Genomic DNA, 17,940 nt, shown 5'->3' with positions numbered 1-17,940 from the left:
TTGAGGTTCTTTCTTCATGCTTACTTCCAAAGCTCGGAAAGCAGCGTATAGCTATTTCGGCGTTTTTCCTGGTCATAAATATCGGCAGTGACGATGAGTTCATCAAACTGCGTCTTGGCATGGAAGGCTTCCAGTTCACTGGCTACCTTGGCTTTGTCTCCTACGAAGGAGTAAGTCAGTGTGTTGGTGACATGCAGCTTTTCGTGCTCATTCCAGATATGATCCATGCTCTCGACCGGTGCAGTGGATGCGCCGGAGCGGCCGCGGATGATGCTGAGGAATTTCAGCTTCAATGTCGTGGATAGGAATTCTGCTTCCTCATTCGTATCGGCGACGATTCCGTTTACAGTCACCATCGCATATGGTTTGTCCAGATAAGCAGATGGCTGGAATCTTTCGCGGTATAACCGCAAAGCATTATGGAGCTCTCCTGGTGCGAAGTGGCTGGCAAAAGCAAATGGCAAGCCGAGCATGGCAGCGAGCTGGGCGCTGAAGGTGCTGGAACCTAGCAAGTAGACCGGCACATTCGTTCCATGTCCGGGATATGCCTTGATTGGCGTATTGGCATCACCCAAATATTGCAGCAGCTCCTGGACGTCTTCCGGGAAGTTCTCAGCGCTTGAATGCGCGTCCCGGCGCAATGCGCGGCTTGTCATGTAATCCGTACCGGGGGCACGTCCGAGTCCAAGGTCGATTCGGTCAGGGTACATCGTTGCCAGTGTTCCGAACTGCTCGGCTATGACTAGCGGAGAATGGTTCGGCAGCATGACACCGCCGGAGCCGACACGGATGGTCGAGCTATGCCCTGCAAGGTAGCCGATCAATACGGAGGTGGCGGAGCTGGCAATGCTTGGCATATTGTGATGCTCGGCGACCCAATAGCGTTTATAACCCAGTTTTTCTGTATGCTGGATCAGCTGTTTGCTGTTCTCGAAAGCTTCTTTTGGTGTTTGATTATCTGGTACAGGAGATAGGTCCAAAACCGATAAAGGTGTTCTGGTCATCATTCATTCTTCCTTTCTGCTTGGATCCTTTTATTTATAATCGTAACCGCTCTGTTTCAGAACATCTGTCACTTTTCCATATTCTTTATACCGCTCTGAGTAAAAGGCTGCAATCCGTTCCGACCAAGGATGTGCTTTTGCTTCGCCGGTGCGGGATTTGATTGCCTCCTGCTGTTTTCTATCCATTTCTTTGACAGCTTCTTCCTGGTTTTGAACATAAGTTTCCTTATGATAGAAAGCTTCCAATGGAATCCGCGGACTTTGCGGCGGCAGCGGGTCGGCCGGATAGCCGATGGCGAGGCCGGAAATCGGGAAAGCAAGCTCCGGCAGTCCGAGCAGCTTTGAGATTTCTGCCGGACTTCTGCGGACACCGCCGATTGGTACGGTGCCCAGGCCCATGGATTCCGCAGCTGCAACAGCAGTTCCGAGAGCGATGCCGACATCGGTGGAGCCGACTAGTACAGCCTCGATGTCATTCATGACCTCAAGTGTCTTATCGTGCAGATCTGTTACGTATTTGGCGCGGCTGTAATCCATGCAGAAAACGAGAAAAGCAGCAGCGTCATCGACATGTTTCTGATTACCGGACAGCTCTGCTAACTGGCGCTTCCTTTCCTCATCCGTGACGACGATGACAGATACTTGCTGCCCGTTGATCCAGTTCGGAGCTTGGTTGGCTGCGACCATGATGGCATCCAGCTGCTCCTGAGTCAGTTTTTTATCGGTGAATGTCCGGACAGAACGGTGATTGTGTAATTGATTGATGAAATCGTTCATAATGGCCTCCTATTCGTCATGCGACTTACATGCTATACGGAATATTATACGTAGGTGAAAGAAAAGAAAGCAAAAGAACAGCTTGCAAGCAAAAAGCATGAGCATTTTGCCCATGCTTCCTCCTTAATCCCTATTCAATGTAAGCACTGTTTCAGCAGTCTCATTCAGTACGTGCAGCTGCTGAGCCGGTCGCTTCGGATAGTAATAGCCATGCTCCATCATATAGCTGAACACACGCTCATGCTGTTCGATGTGCTCGTGAAGCTTCCGTTTCAAATCGGTGCGCAGCTGTTCGTTGCTGGTTTCGTTGATTGCCTTGGCGGTATTGATGATTGCCGTTTTAACCGTAACCAGCAAATCCGTCACGATTACTTGATCCGTTATTTCACGAGCGGATCCAAGTATTTCAATAAGCTTATCCATGCGGCTCCTCCTGGTTCAGAAAGCGCTGCAGCATATGGATGTGACGCTTATCCGCATCGGCTTGGACTTTCAGCAGCGTTTTTAGTCCGTCATCTTTTGCCAAAAAGCGCATACCGGAGGATTTTGTCAGCGAAAGACACGCTGTATTCAATAATTCCATTGCTTCCATGGTTTCGTGGATACCGGAATGATGCATACCAGAACGCCTCCTTTTACTGATAGCTTGTGAGAAACAGCCCCCTTTATACATAAAAACATGTGCAGGGGACAAGCTGAAACAAGATAAGGAGGTTGGAAGATGAGTGATAATCAGCAATTGGCTCCGCATGAAACGATGGAGGTCCATGAGCTGCTTAACTTTAAGACGACAGCAGTCATGAAAGCGAAATTCCTGCAAGGTGTCGTCTTCGATCAGAAAATCAAGCAGCTGATGGAGAAAGATGTGGAAACTTCTGTGCGTCAAATCAGGGAGCTGGAGGAGCTGTACAGCAAGTCCCAGCTGGTAAAGGGGGCTGAAGCGGATGCATGATTACTTGGATCCGGAAAATGCAAAAGGGATGCCCGACTTGATGGATTCGGCCATTTGTACGGAAATGCTCATCACGGCGAAGTCGGCTGTGAACAATTATGCGATAGCGGTCACCGAAGCTGTGAATCCGGAATTGCGCCAAATATTGGTGCGCCATTTGGAGGAAGCCATCGAGATGCAGGGCGCTATTTCGGCTTTGATGGCGCAGCACAACTGGCTGTTTCCAGCTGACCCGAAATCACAGTTTCCGTTTGACAGGAAAGCAGCCAATACAGCAATCGATATCGTCAGTATGGATTTATTCCGATATGATACCGACCGTCTGGGTATGTTTGCGACACCGACGAATACCGAATCTAAGGAGAATCAGCCATGAAGGCAGTGACATATCAAGGGATAAAGGATATCCGCGTAAAGGAAGTGAAAGCACCTTCGATCAAGAAGCCGGATGATATCATCGTGAAGCTGACTGCCACAGCGATATGCGGATCTGACCTGCATTTGATCCATGGGATGATCCCGAATATGCCGGAGAATTATATCATCGGACATGAGCCGATGGGTGTCGTCGAAGAGGTCGGACCCGAAGTGACAAAGGTGAAAAAGGGTGATCGCGTCGTCATTCCGTTCAACGTAAGCTGCGGAGAGTGCTTCTTCTGTCAAAACCACTTGGAGAGTCAGTGTGATAACAGCAATGAAAATGGCCAGGTGGGTGCTTATTTCGGCTACTCGGACAATAATGGCGGCTATCCAGGGGGCCAAGCAGAATACATGCGTGTGCCTTATGGTAATTTTGTTCCTTTTAAAATACCGGAAACCTCCGAGGTTGCGGATGAACAGCTGATTTTGCTGGCCGATGCCGGATCGACAGCTTTTTGGTCTGTCGATAATGGAGGCGTGAAGCCCGGAGATACAGTCATCATTTTCGGCTGCGGGCCGGTTGGCTTATTGGCGCAGAAATTCGCATGGCTGAAAGGCGCCAGAAGGGTCATTGCTGTCGATTACATCGATTACCGACTGGAGCATGCCAAGCGAACCAATAATGTGGAAATCGTGAATTTTGAGAAGCATGAGAATACCGGGGAATATTTGAAAGAGATCACGAAAGGTGGTGCCGATGTCGTCATTGATGCTGTCGGTATGGACGGCAAAATGACGCCAATGGAGTTCATCGGCAGTGGGCTGAAGCTCCAGGGCGGGGCATTGGGTGCATTCGTCATGGCAGCGCAGTGTGTGCGCAAGGGCGGCAATATTCAAGTGACAGGAGCGTATGGCGGACGCTATAATGCCTTTCCGTTCGGTGATATCTTCCAGCGCAATATCACAATCAAGACCGGTCAAGCTCCTGTCATCCACACGATGCCCTATTTACACGGGCTGCTGCAAGATCAGAAAGTCGATCTTGCTGACATCATCACGCATATACTGCCGCTTGATCAAGCGAAGGAAGGCTATGAAAAATTCGATACGAAAACAGATGGCTGTATCAAGGTCATCTTGAAACCGTAAGGACTGCTTGCTGCAGTCCTTTTTTAGTGGCTGATATGGCCTTTCTGGTTTTGTGTTCCAATTCGGGAAACTCATTGGGCCAGGAGGCAGCGTCAAGCTTCTGTTATGCCGGCAGCAAGGAAAAAAGAACTTATCTGGAAAGTGGAACTAATGCCTTCGTCTTTTCGTATGCAGGGAATAGAGATCTTTGCGGAGGTGCGGCAATGGGGACTTATTATATCAAGCAGAAAGTATTCAGCTTCAAGGATAGCTTTTCGGTATACGACGAAAAGGAGCAGGAGGTTTACCGCGTCAAAAGTAAACTTTTCTCCTTTCAGGATCGGCTGACGATCACCGATATGGATGATCGGCCGCTTGTTGCGATCAAGCAGCAGCTTTCCTTTTGGAAGCCAAAATATATCATTGTAGAAAATGGCGAGCGGGTGGCTGAAGTCACCAAGAATTTCACCTTTTTCAAAGCGAACTTTTCATTGAAGCCGCAAAACTGGACGCTCGATGGAGATGTGTGGTCCCACAAGTACACATTGGCGGATGAGAATGGGCCGCTGATGCATGTAACAAAGAAGTGGTTCACTTGGGGTGATACGTATGAGATGCAGATAGAGGATGAATCCCATCTGCTTACCTATATCGCTGTCATGATTGTATTGGATATGGTTTTACACAATAATAATGGTTCCTTCCCAGCGGATGGAGGAGGGGAATGAGAAGAGGCAGCGCAAATGTGCTGCCTCTTTCAATGCTGTATGGCATGCTGCGGCGCGTGGTAATCCGATTGCTTCTGGTCGATCAGCCGCTCCAGATGTTTCTTATATAAGTACATGACGAGCATATGGATCGGGGCTTGCGTATATTTATAGACAGTCCAAGGAAGTGATGGTACATATTCATGGATTGCAATGATCATCTCCTGCTTCCCGGGAATGTTGCGGAATTCGATCCGTCCGCTTTGTGATTCTTTGGTGTTTGCGAATAGGCCGCCGGTAATATAATAAAGCGCACGATGAGGAGTGCTTCTTTTTTTAGCGTAGGAAAGAATCAGCAAGGGTTTCTTGGTGACTGTCAAATAGATCTTGCAATTCAGATGCTCATCAATCGCTGTCCGGACAAAAGGACGAAGTGAGTCGGATAGCCAGCTCATATAGTGTCTGGCTGCCCAATTTGCATCCTTGGCGTCAGGAAGCGGCATCCGCTGGATGGAACGGACATCCTGTCGAGATGGAAGCTTCGTTTTCTGGCAGTGCCTTGTCCAGCTTGAGAGTATGACTGGCAGCTGTTTATCCGATTTTTCAGCTGAAGCGCCTATAGATCCAACAATCAGTCCAGTGCGGACAGTCGTGACTGACACGCCATACGATCCAAGGATTTTTTCCGCTTCCGATTTGGTGCGGAGATGGCGGGATCGTTTCTCCTCTGGTGGTATGATGCCGCTTAAATAAATGATTTGCTTCACACCATTCTTTTTGGCAGCCTGGGCGAAATTATCGGCCAAGATGACATCCATGTCCTCATCCCGGGCTTGTGTAAGCTTGGCGGAAGGGCGCATCGAATGGACAAGATAGACAGCGATATCGGCTCCATACAGTCCTTTTTCAGTATCGATTTGGGAAAACAAGTCACACGATCGCCAAGTGACGTGTTCTGTGCTTTCTCTTTTATCGGCGCTGTGGGATAGGGCAATGATATCAAAGCGTCCTTTCAATTTATCCAATAGATGACTGCCGATATGGCTGCTTGCTCCTGTCAAGGCGACGACCGGCCTTTTCTTCTGTCCTGTCTGCATTTGATATATACGCTCCTGTCTTTTCGTTATCTTTATCCTTCTTTCAGATGACTGTAACACGAAAAAACCTTCCCTGTAACAGAGAAGGTCAATTCGGTGCGGGCTCGGCCGCATCATTTCTTGTATAAAACTGTGTAAGTGCGGCTTGCAGCTGATTGAGTTCCTGCTGTACATCAAGCTCGTCGTATTGTTCAAAGGAAACAGGCTGCCGTGTTGCCAGGCTGGTCATGATACCGCCGAGCTGGTTTTGGATCGCATCGTATTGAGCTTCCGTCAGCTTATCCTTATGTTTGCGCAAGGACATGAGCAGATAGCCGGCATGCTGGGCATGCATGATGGCTGGCCATAGAATTTCTGCACGCTGCTGGGGACCCGGGAAGTCACCGAGACTTCTTTCATAAGCAGCACGCAATTCGAGCAGACTGTTTATCAGTTTTTTGGTTTGTTTCTTTTCCTGTTTCCCGGAATGAATTGCATGAAGCAGCTCCTGCATATGCAGAATTGTTTCCTTCAATATCACCGGCAAAAAGCGGGTATGGATGCTGCGCCACAATAACAGGACAGCCAGAATGGCAATCAAACTTCCGAAGATGGTATCGACGACTCTCGCTGTCACGAAATAGCTGACAGTATTGCCTGGATTCATCGTTTCCACCAATACAAGTACAAGAGGGGCGATGAACATATTGGCAAATACGTAGTTGCGTACGATCACCAGTTCCACGCATAGCTGGAGCAGACCGACAATAGGAATCAGATAAAAGCCGGACGGTTCCAATGATAGAATCAGTCCGCCGATCAAGGTGCCGACAATGGTGCCAAGCGACCGTTGGATAGCCCGGTGAATGGTCAGGGTTGTATTGGCGCCGATGAGTACTGCCGCACAGGCAACTGGTACCCAGTATGGACGATTGAAGCCGAACCAATGTGCCAGTAAGGATGCAATCATGATGAACAGTCCATAGAACAAGGCGTGACGGACGGTGATGTTTGTCCGGGAAATGCCGTTGCGAAGCACGCTCCAAGCAGATTCGGTCTCGACTTGGACAGGAGCTGCTGGCGTTTGCTGTGAGGCGAGATCATATGCTTGCTCCAGCTCGGATTGGAGCGTTTTTAATATCGTTTGTTCAGATGCTGCATATGCAGGCCAATTGCCTTTTGCATCTTCGAGTGCATCGATGACAGCGGTTAGCTGATCTTCCAGCGGTTTTCTCATATCCATTGGGAAACCTTTATTCCCGAGCTGTGTCAATGTCTGGAAAATATCGGAAGCCAGCTCGTGCAGGCGAAGTGTCGCTGGCTGTCTTTTGGATGCATAGATGATTCGATCAACTTGCTTCAAGGTAAGGACAGTCAGATGCTGCATCTGATAAAACGACGGTGTACCGATGGACTGCAGCAAGGCCATAAGCTGACGGTAAGATTTGATAAGCATTTGCTTTTCGTGGTTTTTTTTTGTCCAGAGCCAGCTTGACATGGCCAAAAGCCAGGAGAGTGCACCTCCGAGCAGGACGTAGAATCCTCTTTCCCAGGCGCTCTGCGGGTCCAGAGGCAGCCCTGTGGCCATGGAGAATATCAAGACGAAGAACATCGGACCAGGGATGAGGAGCTGCAGGGTGTTCAAAACATAAAAGGCAATGACGCCGATGATGCCCGCGACAATAGAGAGTAAGATCGTATGAGGGGCAAGCAAGGTTCCAAGTACCATGGATACAGCAAGGCAGATAGCGACTGCAGCGAGTTTCTTGGCACGTTGTTTATACGTCTCTGCTCCTATATATAAGAATGTGAAAGCACCAAGCGCGGCCGAGAATCCATGGGTGATGTCACCTAACAGGAAACCGATCAATATCGGCAGGCAGGTGGCAAGACCAGATCCGATCGCCCGGTTCCAGGGATAGGCTGCGGATCTGACACGCAATGCATCCCGCAGACTCAGGCGCGCCGGCGCTTGTGGTAAATGATATTCCTTCAAGTGTAATCCCTTCTTTTCTTTCATGATACCCATAAAAAAAGGTCATAATCAGAACTATTATATTGTAATGCATTTCACAAACTAATTCAATCGGGTGAAGTATTTGCCTGTAATCAAATCTGTTGCAAGGCATCCATTTTTACTTTTTAATGTTATGATGTTATGTGATAGATAAAACCTATTATTTCTGTAAAAGGAGCGATAGTTAAATGGCAAAGAAGAAATCCGCAGGCAACACATCACAGGCTGCTTCCAAAGCCTCGAAGGTCATCGTCTGGGTTGTCCTGGCTATTGTCATTCTGGTTGTGGCGCTGGTCCTTATCAATTCCTATTCCGGCAGCGATGAGGTACAGGACATCGACTACAGCAATCAGCCATTCCTCGGTGATGAAAATGCCCCGGTTAAAATAATTGAATTTGGCGATTACAAATGCATCCACTGCCAAGAGTTCCACGATAATAACTTCCCGGTGATCGATCAAGAACTGATTGAAACTGGTAAAGCTAGTTTTTATTTCATGAATATGCCGATCATCAATGCGGACTCAGAGAAGGGTGCACGTTTCAGTGAGGCCGTTTACCAAGTCCTTGGGGATGATGGATTCTGGAAATTCCATGATGTTCTCTTTGCAGAAGACTTGAACACGAGTTTCACCGATGACTTCCTGATGGACAAGCTGCGTGAAGTGGTCAGTGACGAAGAAGCCGAAGAGGTGCTGCAAGTGTATCAGGATAATGGCACCGATGATGCCGTTTCAACGGATACGGAGCTTGCCGATGAGCTTGGTGTCACAGGTACACCTACCATCTTTGTGAATGGGAAACTGTTCGAAGGCGAGGATATGAACGATTTGATCGAGATGGTGGATGAGGAAACACAGGGGGCGAACTGATGAATAAGGGTTTGTTATTTGCCTGGATAACAGCAGTCGCTGCCATGCTGGGAAGCCTCTATTTCAGTGAAATAATGAAGTTCGTTCCATGTACGCTCTGCTGGTATCAGCGGATCCTCATGTATCCGCTTGCCATCATCCTTGGCATCGCGTTTTATAAGAACGATGTGCGGATCTATAAATATGTGCTGCCGCTCAGTATTCTCGGCATACTCATATCGGGCTATCATTATTTGCATCAGAAAGTACCTGCGCTGCAGGGGGCGAGTCTATGCTCCAGCGGAGTGCCATGTTCAGGTTATTATATCAACTGGCTCGGATTCATTACGATTCCGCTGCTGGCATTCACTGCTTTCGTGATCATCACAGTAAGCATGTTCATCCTTCGTAAAAAACATGCATAAGAAAAAGCATTTGCCGACAACGGCAAATGCTTTTTTCATAGGATGGTGATCTGCAGCAAGGAAGGGATGAGCAAGCCGCCCCAAATCAATGTCATACCAGCAGCCATGATCATGCCTATCGTGGAGAATGTCCCTTCTTGCTCGCCATATTCCATTGCTTTGTTGGTGCCTACGCCATGAGCGCCCATGCCAAGCGCCAAGCCGCGGGCCACTGGTGATTTAAGTGCCATCAGACGGATGACATAAGGTCCGATGATACCGCCGGTGACACCAGTGACGATGACGAAAACGGTCGTCAATGTCGGTAAGCCGCCGATTGTCTTCGAAACTTCGATCGCAATTGGTGTTGTTATCGACCGTGGCAGGATGCTTATCAGTAAATCGCCATTGAATCGCATGACCAGACTTAACAGCAGCGAAGAACCGATTGCAACCAATGTACCCGCTGCAATACTTGTAAGAATGATCATGATATTCTTTCGCAGCAAGTGAGCATGCTTATAGATGGGAATCGCAAAGGCAACAGTCGCTGGTCCGAGCATATGGGTCAACAAGCTGGAAGACAAGGCGTATTCACTGGGATCCAAATGGGATGATTGAATGATTGCAATCAGAATGAGCGGACACAGCAGCAGCGGATGGAAGAACGGCAGGGGCCATTTTTTATACACGACTTTGGAAGCGCGATAAATGACATAGGTCACAATGGTGCCGATTAAAATGATAAGCGCAGCAGTCATGATGTGTGTCCTCCTTTTCTTTTTCTTCTATACAGCTTCTCAGCAGTGAATCCAGTAGCGGCCATCACGATGAAGGTACTGATCAGGATGAGCAGGACGGTCTCCAAGCCTTGCCAGTTCAGTATCTCTTTATAATTCAGGATACCGACGGCGGAGGGGACAAAGAAAAGCAGAAGTTCTGCCAACAGCCAGCCTCCTGCTTTCTCGATCCACTCCAGTTTGATGATGCCTGTAAATAAGCTTAGTAATAACAAGACCAGACCTACGATCGAGCCTGGTACCGGAAGTGATAGTATATGTGCTAAGCCGACTCCGGCAAAATAAAAAACGTGAATGAGCGCTAGCTGAGAAAGCATGGTAATTGTTTTTAGTACCATATTTCTTCCTCCTAACGAAGTTATCCATAACTAATATTATTGATAACTCCATCATACTGCGCTCTCACGTATTCGTAAAATACATATATTTCATATTGTATATAACTAATAGTTATATTGAGTCAGAGGAAAAATTCTATGAATCGTCTGCCGGCATAGGAAATATATCTATCTTTCTTTGTGATGATTGCCAAGTTCCATGGGATGGAGGGTGTTATATCGATGATCCGGATGTCGGCATTATAGGTCCGATTACAGATGGACTCCGGAAGCAGGCTGACACCAAGGTCGGCAGCTACCATTTCGCTGATGAAATCCCATTGTGCACTTTTGAAGAGGATATGCGGTTCGAACCCTTCTTCTATGCAGCGTTTCCGCATGATATCGTGCAAAGCGAATTCCTCATTATAGAAAATGAAATCTTCATTCTTCAATTCCTTGAGCTCGACCAATTCCCGTTTGGCCAGCGGATGATCGCGGTGGACCATCAGCTTCATCTCCTCCTCGACGATCGGATAATAGTTGAACTCTGTTTCATCAAGAGGAAGGACTGCCACCCCAAGCTCGAATTCCCCTTCATCCACCGCCTTGACGACACGAGCTGCGCCGTATTCGGTGATGTTGATCGTGACATTCGGATAGGTCTGATGGAAGCGCGCCATCACTTTCGGGAAAAAGAGACTGCCGATGATCGGTGGGATCCCGATGGTGACCGCCCCTTGCCTCAAGTCGGTGAGATCTTGAAGTGTTGTCTGCATTTCGTCCAATTGAGCAAGCACTTGCTGGGCGTAGGTATGGACGACCTTCCCTGCATCCGTCAAGGTACTTGATTTGTTCGTGCGATTGAATAAAGTGATGCCGAGTTCCTCTTCCAGGCTCTTGATCGCCTTGCTGAGAGCCGGCTGGGATACATGGAGGCTCTCGGCTGCTTTTGTCAATCTTTTTTGTTTCACGATTTCGACCAGATATCGCAGCTGCCGTAATTCCATAAACGTTACCGTCCTTTCTTATATTCAAGTATACCATTTCTTGCTGAATGAGAAATGCTATAATACAAGCAATAAGTGATAGAAGGAGTCCTAGTGATGGGATATGAGATAAAATCTTTAACCGCTGATGATGCGTATACAATATTACATTGGCGTTATGCCCCTCCTTACGATCTTTATAACCTCACCTATACGGAAGGTGCGGTCATGATGCTCATGGTAGGTGACTATTACGGGGTATATGAAAATGGTTCTTTGCTGGGTTATTTCTGTTTCGGGGAGGATGCCCGTGTGCCTGGCGGTGATTACAGCGATCCTTCCTATCTTGATATTGGGATCGGAATGGCGCCTGAAATGACCGGGCAGGGAAGAGGAGGAAAGTTTTTCGCTGAAATTCAGCGTTGGATCGAAGCTAATACGCAAAAGAACCGTTTCCGGCTTACGGTAGCTTTGTTCAATGAACGGGCTATACGTCTTTATGAAAAGTCCGGATTCAGGGAAACAGGACGTTTTGCGAGGGAAACGGATGGATTGGTATTCATGGTTATGACAAAGAGCCCAAGTTGAACATGGGCTCCGTCTCAGGCTAAAGCGCCTTCTGGATCATAGGCGGAAATATCGATGTCGGTTTCTTGTCCCAGCATCAGCTTTGTGAGCTGATCAGCAACAAATGGCCCCATCGTAAGGCCCGAAGCACCTAATCCATTCATCATATAGAGATTCGGATGCTTGGGCATGCGGCCGAATACCGGGAGGAAGCCAGGTGTAAATGGCCGGAAGCCGACCCTTGTCTCAGCCATGCTCGCTTCAGCCAGTCCAGGAGCAAGCTGTAAGGCTTTCGTCAGTACTTCGTGCACCCCGCCGGCAGTGATGCTTGTATCCATTTCTGCATCATTTTCATGTGTGGCACCGGCTACTATCCTTCCATCAGGGAAAGCGAGCAGGTATTGGTCATTTGGAGGCATGATCACCGGCCACTCCTCTGTCTTGGCAGCTTGCAGCTGCAAATGACAGATTTGCGCTTTTTGGAAGCTGACTTGCAGGGAATAGCCTAATGGCTCCAACAGCTGATCAGCCCAAGCGCCTGCCGTGACAGCCACTTGATCAGGAGTCCATTCCTCATCGCCGGCAATGACGGAGATTTGTCCTGCTTTCATGGAAAGGCGTGCATCGGCTGTGATGAAACGTGCGTTGTATTTCTTGGCTGCCCGATGCAAGCTATTGCGCAAAGCCCGGCCGTCGACACGAGCTGCTCCGCTGACATGGACTGCGCCATATCCAGGTGCAAGCAAAGGGAACAGCCGGCGTGCATCGTCCTCATCAAGTCGGGTGACGGTACCAATTTCCGGTGCATCCGCTTTTCGTTTCTCTGCCCGCTCCAGCATGGCATCAAGCTTCTTCGGATCTGGATGAAGGCTTAAGGCCCCTACTTTGGCATAGCCTGTTTCTGCTTCTCCGTCGAGGCGAAGTTCCTCGATGATCTCCGGGTAATAACCGGCACCGCCTTTAGCGAGCTGATACCAATCCTTATTCCGGCGCTGAGACAGCCATGGACAGACGATCCCGGCTGCTGCATCTGTTGCTTGTCCATTATCAAAACGATCGATCACAGTTACCTGCATACCAGCTTTGGCAAGTTTATAAGCAGTAACGGATCCAGCTATTCCAGCTCCAATGATTGCAATATGCATATCGAACATCCTTTTCTTCATTTAGCTACAATATACCATAGCATATTCGCGCTTTTTTCAGTATCATATTCGAAAGATAATGTAGTATAAGGAAGAAGCAAAAGAAAATCTAATAAAAGGACTTGTATGTATATGGTGACTAGAAGCAGGAAGCTATTCCAGCGCGTTAAAATCAATCCTCCGCAATTTTTTGCGCTTGGATTTTTCGTTTTGATTGCATTGGGGACATTTCTTCTGATGCTGCCCTTTGCAACTGCGGATCGGCACCATCTATCCTTTGTGGATGCGCTGTTCGAGGCCACATCTGCAGTATGTGTAACCGGGCTTGTGGTTGTTGATACTCAGACAACCTTTACATTGTTCGGCCAAATCGTGCTGCTGTGCCTCATCCAAATAGGCGGCTTGGGGTTCATGACGCTGACTGTATTCATCGCCATGCTGCTTCGCCGCACCATCAGCTATGAGGAGCGGCATTTGGTGAAGGAATCATTGAGCCAGGATTCCTATGAGGGAATTATCCGGATGGTGCGATTTGTCATCCTCTTCACGGTTATTTGTGAACTGCTCGGAACCATCATCCTTGGAATGCATTGGGGAGACGAGTTTGGTTATCCGAAGTCATTTTACTATGGGCTGTTCCATTCGATTTCTGCATTCAATAATGCGGGATTCGATATCATGGGGGATTTCAGCAGTATGACTGCTTACGTGGGAGATATGACGGTCAATCTTACACTGACGAGTCTGTTGATCTTGGGAGGTCTCGGCTTCATTGTGGTTGCGGATATCTTCCAAAGCAGGAAAACAAGAAAACGCCTGATGCTCCATACGAAGGTCGTCCTGTGGATGTCTGCCCTGCTGATTGTTGGAGGGACGATATTGATCTTTCTTTTGGAGTACGGGAATCCGGACACCATCGGGAATCTGCCATGGAAGGATAAGTTATTGGCTTCCTACTTTCACGGTGTGGTCCCCCGGACGGCAGGATTCAACTCGCTGAATACAGCTGACCTGACTTTGGGTTCCCAGCTGGTGACGATGGCGCTTATGTTCATCGGCGGAGGGACCGGAGGGACGGCAGGGGGTATTAAGGTGACTACCTTTGCCATTTTGCTGTTTGCGGTATGGGCACTGATAAAAGGGAAACAGGAAGTGAATATCAGGAATCGGCGGATACCTGGGGATTTGGTATTCCGTGCTTTTTCCATTACGACGTATTCTGTCCTTCTCGTCTCTGTATTCGTGTTTCTGCTGGCCGTTACGGAAAAGGGGGCCGCGCTCAACTATATTGCATTCGAAGTGCTCTCTGCATTCGGTACGGTCGGGATGACATTGGGACTGACACCGGAACTTTCGGAAGCAGGCAAAATACTGCTCTCGATCCTTATGTTCATGGGGCGGGTTGGCCCGATTACGATTGCGTTTGCTTTGGCGTTCCGGATCAAGAAGACAGCAGTAAGGAACCCGGAAGAGCGGGTCATCATTGGTTAAAAATCGAAGGTGTATCCGTTTTCGGTTTCTCAATCTTTTTATTTCAGATAAAATAGAACGTACAATATTAAGGGATTAGAGGAGTGACGGGACTTGGATAAGAAAGAGATAGAAATACTGGAGCTGCTGGAAAAGAACGGCAGGATGGATGTACATACGATAGCACGGATGGTGGAGCTCTCCTCAGAGGAAGTGGAAGCGGCCATCGGCAAATTTGAGGAGATGCAAATCGTCCATGGCTATTCAACATTGATCGACTGGGCAGAGGTACGCGGATATGAAGGCGTGACTGCTATGATAGACGTGAAAGTGACACCAGTACGCGGCAAGGGATTCGATGATGTGGCGGAACGGATTTATCGTTTCCCTGAAGTGAAAGCTGTCTATCTGATGTCAGGTGCCTATGATTTATCTGTATCCGTCGAAGGAAAGACAATGTCACAAGTTGCGCGATTCGTTTCCGAAAAGCTATCCACTTTGGACACAGTCATTTCGACGACGACACACTTCATCCTGAAAAAATATAAACATGATGGCATTATCTTTGGTGAGGATGACGATAACGATCACAGAATGCCGGTGAGTCCATGAGTTCCGATACAAGCCGCTTCATTGCAGATCACGTAGATGCATTGAAACCATCCGGGATCAGGCGCTTTTTCGATTTGGCTTCGACAATGGATAATGTGATTTCCCTTGGGGTCGGCGAGCCGGATTTCGTCACACCGTGGAATGTCATCGAAGCAAGCTATCATTCACTGGAGCAAGGATATACAGCATATACGGCCAATGCCGGGCTGCTGGAATTGCGTGAATTGATTTCCGAATATCTCAAAACGACATTTTCGGTATCTTACCGGCCTGCGGATCAAGTGATCGTAACGGTTGGGGCAAGCCAGGCTATCGATATTGCATTGCGGGCAATCCTCAATCCTGGTGATGAGGTAATCATCGTCGAGCCATGCTTTGTAGCTTATGCCTCGGCTGTATCATTGGCAGGCGGAGTACCCATTTCCGTTGGCACAAAGGCAGAAAATGGCTTCAAACTGCAGCCGGAAGAGCTGGAGGATGCCCTTACGCCAAAAACAAAGGCAATCATCCTTTGTAATCCGAATAACCCTACAGGCACGATGCTGAATCGGGAGGAACTGCAGCCGATCGCAGAGCTTGTGGAAGCCCATGATTTACTTGTCCTATCCGACGAGATATATGCAGAGCTTAGCTATGAAGCTGACTATGTCAGCTTTTCCAATTTGCCGCACATGCAGGAGCGAACAATCCTCATTTCTGGATTCTCCAAATCGTTTGCGATGACAGGCTGGCGCCTCGGTTATGCCGCAGGACCCGCTGAATTGATTCAAGCGATGACGAAAATCCATCAGTACACCATCATGTGTGCACCGACAATGGCTCAATACGGTGCAGTTGAAGCACTGCGCAGCGGATCGGCCAGTGTTGAGCATATGAAGAAAAGCTATCGCCAACGTCGAAACTTTGTAACGTCAGCTTTCGAAGAAATGGGTTTGATGACAAACAGACCTGGCGGAGCTTTCTATATTTTTCCGTCCATCCAAGAAACAGGAATGAGCTCGGAAGCCTTTGCGGAAGCCTTGCTGATGGAAGAAAAGGTCGCCGTTGTGCCCGGCAGTGTCTTCGGGGAAAGCGGGGAAGGCCATATCCGCTGTTCTTATGCAACTTCCATGAAACAGCTGACCGAAGCGATGAAACGAATCAAGCGTTTCGTTGAAAAGCGGCAAGCATAATGAAACCCCCTCTCACGATGAGAGGGGGTTTTGATTATTCGTTCAATAACAATTTATCCCGGCCGAACTGGAACCAGCCTTTGACCGTCTGCTTCTGCTCCTTGTCGAGACTAGTCAGCCCTTTATCGGATTCTGCTGCAAAAACAGCATCGCCATGGAGCTTGCCTAATTCATGGACGTGATCATTGTGACGCTGGAAAATGGTGAAATTCAATGGATCATTTTCCGTAGCATTTTCGTTGCTGACAACGACGATACCATCAACCAATCTTGTCATGATCGGTGAGCCGCCTACATATTTTTGAATGCCTTGCGGGTCGGATGGTACGGACTTGGCAGCGAAATCTCTTTCTGGTTTTAGTACCAATGCTGATATTTTTGCCATATTGGGCTCTCTCCTTCGAACGCTTTTATTCCATTAAAGCATAATAGGATGTTCTTCGCTATTACTCTGCTTTGGTCGGAACCCAGCCTTTTGTCTGCAGGATGATATTCCAAAGCGGTTCCGGAATGCCGTGGCGGTCTTCGCGGGCAGGGTCGATCAGGCGGATGATTTCGTCTTCGCGCCCTTCTTTGAGTTTGGTGACGAATTCCGGATCGATCAGCAGTTCACGGCCCATTGCGATCAGCGGAACACCAGTAGCTTTGGCAGCGGCTACGTCTTCAGCGGAATACAAGGAACCGACACCAATCAAAGGAATTCTGTCATCGATTCGTTCTTGAAGCAAATCGATGCGTTTTGCATTCGTATCAGCACCGCGTCGTGCAGTGGAATGGAAGTCCATCAAAGATACATGCAGGTAATCCAATGGTTTTTCCACCAGGGCATCCATCAGTTCAAGCGTTTCTTTCATTGTCAATCCCGGTGTTTCCGGCTCTTCCGGGGAGAAACGGTAACCGACGATGAATTCTTTGGTGCCATGCTTTTTGACTGTTTCTGTGACTTTGTCGATGACAGCCATAGGAAAGCGCAGACGCTCTCCCCATTCATCATTGCGGCGATTGGAGAATGGAGAGTAGAACTGCTGGATGATATAGCCGTTCGCACCATGGATTTCGACACCGTCGAAGCCTGCTTCGATGGCACGGCGGGCAGCTTCGCCGAAATCATCGACGATTTGCTGTACTTCCGCTGTTTCCAGTGCTCGCGGAGTGGCAGCACCTTCTTTTTCAACTGCACTTGGTGCCACAACGTCTCCGTTAGGAACAAGGTCTGCCACAGCTTCGCGTCCGCCATGGTGAAGCTGGATGATTGCTTTGGCACCTTCAGCCTTGATGGTTTCCGCCTGCTTTTTCAAGCCGGGAATATCTGTATCATGAGCGATCGAAGGCTGTCCAGGGAAGGCCTTGCCACTGTCGGATACATTGGATGCAGCAGTGATGACCATGCCGATATCCTTGGAACGTTGTGCGATATATGGAAGCTCCTGATCGGAAATCGTACCATCAGGATTCGAAGAGTAATGAGTCATCGGAGCGAGTACGAAGCGATTTTTCAACGTAACGCCATTTGGTAATGTCAAGCTTTCGAATAGAGAAGCGTATTTTTCATTCATTGGTAACTATTCCTCCTTTGTATGGAATTTATTCTA

General features: G+C 48.4%; 22 protein-coding genes. 10 read left to right on the top strand and 12 right to left on the bottom strand.

Going from position 1 to position 17,940, the window contains the following annotated elements:
- Window positions 1-20 precede the first annotated feature (20 nt).
- The 4 genes from MHI54_RS07020 to MHI54_RS07005 all read right to left on the bottom strand — a co-directional run bounded on the left by MHI54_RS07020 (window position 21) and on the right by MHI54_RS07005 (window position 2,400).
- Window positions 21-1,004, bottom strand: coding sequence for an LLM class flavin-dependent oxidoreductase (locus MHI54_RS07020; RefSeq protein ID WP_198946072.1), 984 nt, complete (start codon window positions 1,002-1,004; stop codon window positions 21-23).
- 30 nt (window positions 1,005-1,034) lie between these two features.
- Window positions 1,035-1,781, bottom strand: coding sequence for an NADPH-dependent oxidoreductase (locus MHI54_RS07015; RefSeq protein ID WP_340082731.1), 747 nt, complete (start codon window positions 1,779-1,781; stop codon window positions 1,035-1,037).
- A 123-nt stretch (window positions 1,782-1,904) separates the two neighbouring features.
- Window positions 1,905-2,204 (bottom strand): spore coat protein, encoded by a 300-nt coding sequence (locus MHI54_RS07010; protein ID WP_095217281.1) that lies wholly within the window; start codon window positions 2,202-2,204, stop codon window positions 1,905-1,907.
- Entirely contained in the window at window positions 2,197-2,400 is a 204-nt protein-coding gene (locus MHI54_RS07005; protein WP_095217280.1) for a hypothetical protein, read from the bottom strand. The genes MHI54_RS07010 and MHI54_RS07005 overlap by 8 nt, the downstream gene beginning before the upstream one ends.
- Window positions 2,401-2,502: 102 nt before the next feature.
- Here MHI54_RS07005 and MHI54_RS07000 point away from each other — a divergent pair, with 102 nt between their 5' ends.
- The 4 genes from MHI54_RS07000 (at window position 2,503) to MHI54_RS06985 (ending at window position 4,949) form a co-directional block, all read left to right on the top strand.
- A complete protein-coding gene (locus MHI54_RS07000; protein ID WP_093727409.1) occupies window positions 2,503-2,733 on the top strand; it encodes a spore coat protein in 231 nt (76 codons plus the stop codon).
- A complete protein-coding gene (locus MHI54_RS06995) occupies window positions 2,726-3,109 on the top strand; it encodes a spore coat protein (RefSeq protein WP_095217279.1) in 384 nt (127 codons plus the stop codon). The genes MHI54_RS07000 and MHI54_RS06995 overlap by 8 nt, the downstream gene beginning before the upstream one ends.
- Window positions 3,106-4,242 (top strand): zinc-dependent alcohol dehydrogenase, encoded by a 1,137-nt coding sequence (locus tag MHI54_RS06990; protein WP_340082727.1) that lies wholly within the window; start codon window positions 3,106-3,108, stop codon window positions 4,240-4,242. Before MHI54_RS06995 ends, MHI54_RS06990 begins: the two co-directional genes overlap by 4 nt.
- Before the next feature lie 203 nt (window positions 4,243-4,445).
- Window positions 4,446-4,949: an LURP-one-related family protein gene (locus MHI54_RS06985; RefSeq protein WP_340082725.1), complete on the top strand. Its 504-nt coding sequence runs from the start codon at window positions 4,446-4,448 to the stop codon at window positions 4,947-4,949.
- 29 nt (window positions 4,950-4,978) lie between these two features.
- On the opposite strand, the gene MHI54_RS06980 is transcribed toward MHI54_RS06985, so the two are convergent.
- Entirely contained in the window at window positions 4,979-6,025 is a 1,047-nt protein-coding gene (locus MHI54_RS06980; protein WP_340082723.1) for an NAD(P)H-binding protein, read from the bottom strand.
- Window positions 6,026-6,113: 88 nt separating this feature from the next.
- Window positions 6,114-8,000 carry an FUSC family protein gene (locus MHI54_RS06975; protein WP_340082721.1) on the bottom strand — a complete coding sequence of 629 codons (1,887 nt, stop codon included), beginning with the start codon at window positions 7,998-8,000 and terminating at the stop codon, window positions 6,114-6,116.
- 209 nt (window positions 8,001-8,209) lie between these two features.
- Here MHI54_RS06975 and MHI54_RS06970 point away from each other — a divergent pair, with 209 nt between their 5' ends.
- A complete protein-coding gene (locus tag MHI54_RS06970) occupies window positions 8,210-8,893 on the top strand; it encodes a DsbA family protein (RefSeq protein WP_095217099.1) in 684 nt (227 codons plus the stop codon).
- Window positions 8,893-9,297, top strand: a complete 405-nt coding sequence (locus MHI54_RS06965; protein WP_095217100.1) for a disulfide oxidoreductase — start codon at window positions 8,893-8,895, stop codon at window positions 9,295-9,297. The genes MHI54_RS06970 and MHI54_RS06965 overlap by 1 nt, the downstream gene beginning before the upstream one ends.
- A 35-nt stretch (window positions 9,298-9,332) precedes the next feature.
- On the opposite strand, the gene MHI54_RS06960 is transcribed toward MHI54_RS06965, so the two are convergent.
- The 3 genes from MHI54_RS06960 to MHI54_RS06950 all read right to left on the bottom strand — a co-directional run bounded on the left by MHI54_RS06960 (window position 9,333) and on the right by MHI54_RS06950 (window position 11,403).
- Window positions 9,333-10,037 carry an LrgB family protein gene (locus MHI54_RS06960; protein WP_095217101.1) on the bottom strand — a complete coding sequence of 235 codons (705 nt, stop codon included), beginning with the start codon at window positions 10,035-10,037 and terminating at the stop codon, window positions 9,333-9,335.
- The gene (locus MHI54_RS06955; RefSeq protein ID WP_095217102.1) at window positions 10,034-10,414 is read right to left on the bottom strand and encodes a CidA/LrgA family protein; all 381 of its coding nucleotides are present in this window, start codon (window positions 10,412-10,414) and stop codon (window positions 10,034-10,036) included. The genes MHI54_RS06960 and MHI54_RS06955 overlap by 4 nt, the downstream gene beginning before the upstream one ends.
- 122 nt (window positions 10,415-10,536) lie before the next feature.
- Entirely contained in the window at window positions 10,537-11,403 is an 867-nt protein-coding gene (locus tag MHI54_RS06950; protein WP_095217103.1) for a LysR family transcriptional regulator, read from the bottom strand.
- Between the two features lie 96 nt (window positions 11,404-11,499).
- Between MHI54_RS06950 and MHI54_RS06945 the strand changes: the two genes are divergently transcribed.
- A complete protein-coding gene (locus MHI54_RS06945) occupies window positions 11,500-11,970 on the top strand; it encodes a GNAT family protein (protein WP_095217104.1) in 471 nt (156 codons plus the stop codon).
- Between the two features lie 14 nt (window positions 11,971-11,984).
- On the opposite strand, the gene MHI54_RS06940 is transcribed toward MHI54_RS06945, so the two are convergent.
- On the bottom strand, window positions 11,985-13,094 hold the full coding sequence (locus tag MHI54_RS06940; protein WP_095217105.1) for an FAD-binding oxidoreductase: 1,110 nt from the start codon (window positions 13,092-13,094) through the stop codon (window positions 11,985-11,987).
- 126 nt (window positions 13,095-13,220) lie between these two features.
- Between MHI54_RS06940 and MHI54_RS06935 the strand changes: the two genes are divergently transcribed.
- The 3 genes from MHI54_RS06935 (at window position 13,221) to MHI54_RS06925 (ending at window position 16,348) form a co-directional block, all read left to right on the top strand.
- Window positions 13,221-14,585 (top strand): TrkH family potassium uptake protein, encoded by a 1,365-nt coding sequence (locus MHI54_RS06935; protein WP_340082715.1) that lies wholly within the window; start codon window positions 13,221-13,223, stop codon window positions 14,583-14,585.
- 93 nt (window positions 14,586-14,678) lie between these two features.
- The gene (locus MHI54_RS06930; protein WP_095217106.1) at window positions 14,679-15,176 is read left to right on the top strand and encodes an Lrp/AsnC family transcriptional regulator; all 498 of its coding nucleotides are present in this window, start codon (window positions 14,679-14,681) and stop codon (window positions 15,174-15,176) included.
- Window positions 15,173-16,348, top strand: a complete 1,176-nt coding sequence (locus MHI54_RS06925; protein WP_095217107.1) for an aminotransferase — start codon at window positions 15,173-15,175, stop codon at window positions 16,346-16,348. Before MHI54_RS06930 ends, MHI54_RS06925 begins: the two co-directional genes overlap by 4 nt.
- A 34-nt stretch (window positions 16,349-16,382) precedes the next feature.
- Here MHI54_RS06925 and MHI54_RS06920 read toward each other — a convergent pair whose 3' ends face one another.
- Window positions 16,383-16,733: a hypothetical protein gene (locus MHI54_RS06920; RefSeq protein ID WP_095217108.1), complete on the bottom strand. Its 351-nt coding sequence runs from the start codon at window positions 16,731-16,733 to the stop codon at window positions 16,383-16,385.
- 61 nt (window positions 16,734-16,794) lie between these two features.
- Entirely contained in the window at window positions 16,795-17,904 is a 1,110-nt protein-coding gene (locus MHI54_RS06915; RefSeq protein ID WP_095217109.1) for an NADH-dependent flavin oxidoreductase, read from the bottom strand.
- Between the last annotated feature and the right edge of the window lie 36 nt (window positions 17,905-17,940).

Origin of the sequence: Terribacillus sp. FSL K6-0262, from assembly GCF_037977385.1 — a bacterium.
Lineage (GTDB): Bacteria > Bacillota > Bacilli > Bacillales > Amphibacillaceae > Terribacillus.
The sequence above is the reverse complement of the archived record's forward strand: the minus strand, read 5'-3'. Positions and strand labels throughout refer to the sequence as shown.